This window comes from Streptomyces sp. NRRL S-495, from assembly GCF_000966955.1.
Taxonomy (GTDB): domain Bacteria; phylum Actinomycetota; class Actinomycetes; order Streptomycetales; family Streptomycetaceae; genus Kitasatospora; species Kitasatospora purpeofusca.
This window is the reverse complement of sequence record NZ_JZWY01001340.1, coordinates 1-889: the sequence shown is the minus strand read 5'-3', so window position 1 is coordinate 889 and position 889 is coordinate 1. Positions and strand designations below refer to the sequence as shown.

General features: G+C 78.0%; 1 protein-coding gene and 1 pseudogene. One reads left to right on the top strand and one right to left on the bottom strand.

What is annotated here, in order from left to right; genetic code table 11:
* Positions 1–251, bottom strand: a 251-nt coding sequence (locus VR45_RS43235) for a hypothetical protein (RefSeq protein ID WP_199926112.1), incomplete at its 3' end; no start/stop codon positions are given.
* Positions 252–379: 128 nt separating this feature from the next.
* On the opposite strand from VR45_RS43235, the pseudogene VR45_RS43230 reads away from it, so the two are divergent.
* A pseudogene (locus VR45_RS43230) lies at positions 380–889 on the top strand (ATP-binding protein); the annotation flags it as partial.

The window sequence follows — 889 nt, the reverse complement described above, 5'->3', positions numbered from 1 at the left end:
CCGTCGAGGCCAGCGGCGCGGCCGACCGCGCGCTGGCCGCCGAGGACCGCGCCCACCGGGCGGAGAACCGGGCCGCCGAGGCCGGACAGCGCACGGCCGAGGCCGACCACCGGGCGGCGGCCGCCGACCAACGGGCCGAGGCCGCCGAGCAGCGCGCCGCGGCGGCCGAGGCCGGCGTCGCCGCCCTGCTGGCGGAGATCGGCCACCTCGCCACCGAGCGGGTGGCCGCCGCCGCCCTGCGGCTGAGCCACCCCAACGCGCCGATCGCCCGGCCGCTCGACGCCGCCGCCGTCGGCCCCGCCTGCAGGCCGTCCTGGACGCGGCCTCCGCCGCCGTCACCGAGGAGCGGGAGCGCGTCGACGCCGCCGCCCGCTCCGCGATGCGCGGTGCCACCTCCAAGATCCAGACCCTGCTCTACCAGATCCAGAGCCTGGTCCAGCAGCTCCAGGACGACAACGACGACCCCCGGCTGCTGGAGGTCGACTTCCGCAACGAGGTCGCGCTGCGCCGGATCCAGACCGTCGCCGTGCTCTGCGAGGCCTGGCCGGGCCTGGCCCGCACCGACTCGCCGCTCGCCGAGGTGGTGGTCGGCGCGCTCTCCCGGGTGCCCGGCTACGCCCGCATCAAGGTGGCCAACCACCTGCGCGAGGGCCGGCTGGCCGTGGTGGCCCGGGCCGCCGAGCCGGTGGCCATCGCGGTCGCCGAACTGCTCGCCAACGCCACCGCCTACTCGCACCCCGAGACGGACGTCCCGGTCACCCTCCAGCAGGGCGGCCGGGGCGCGCTGGTGATCGTCGACGACAGCGGCATCGGGATGGAGGAGGACCAGCTCCGCCGGGCCCGCCGACTGCTGGCAGGCCCGTCCGACGTGCTGCTCACCGAGCTGGGC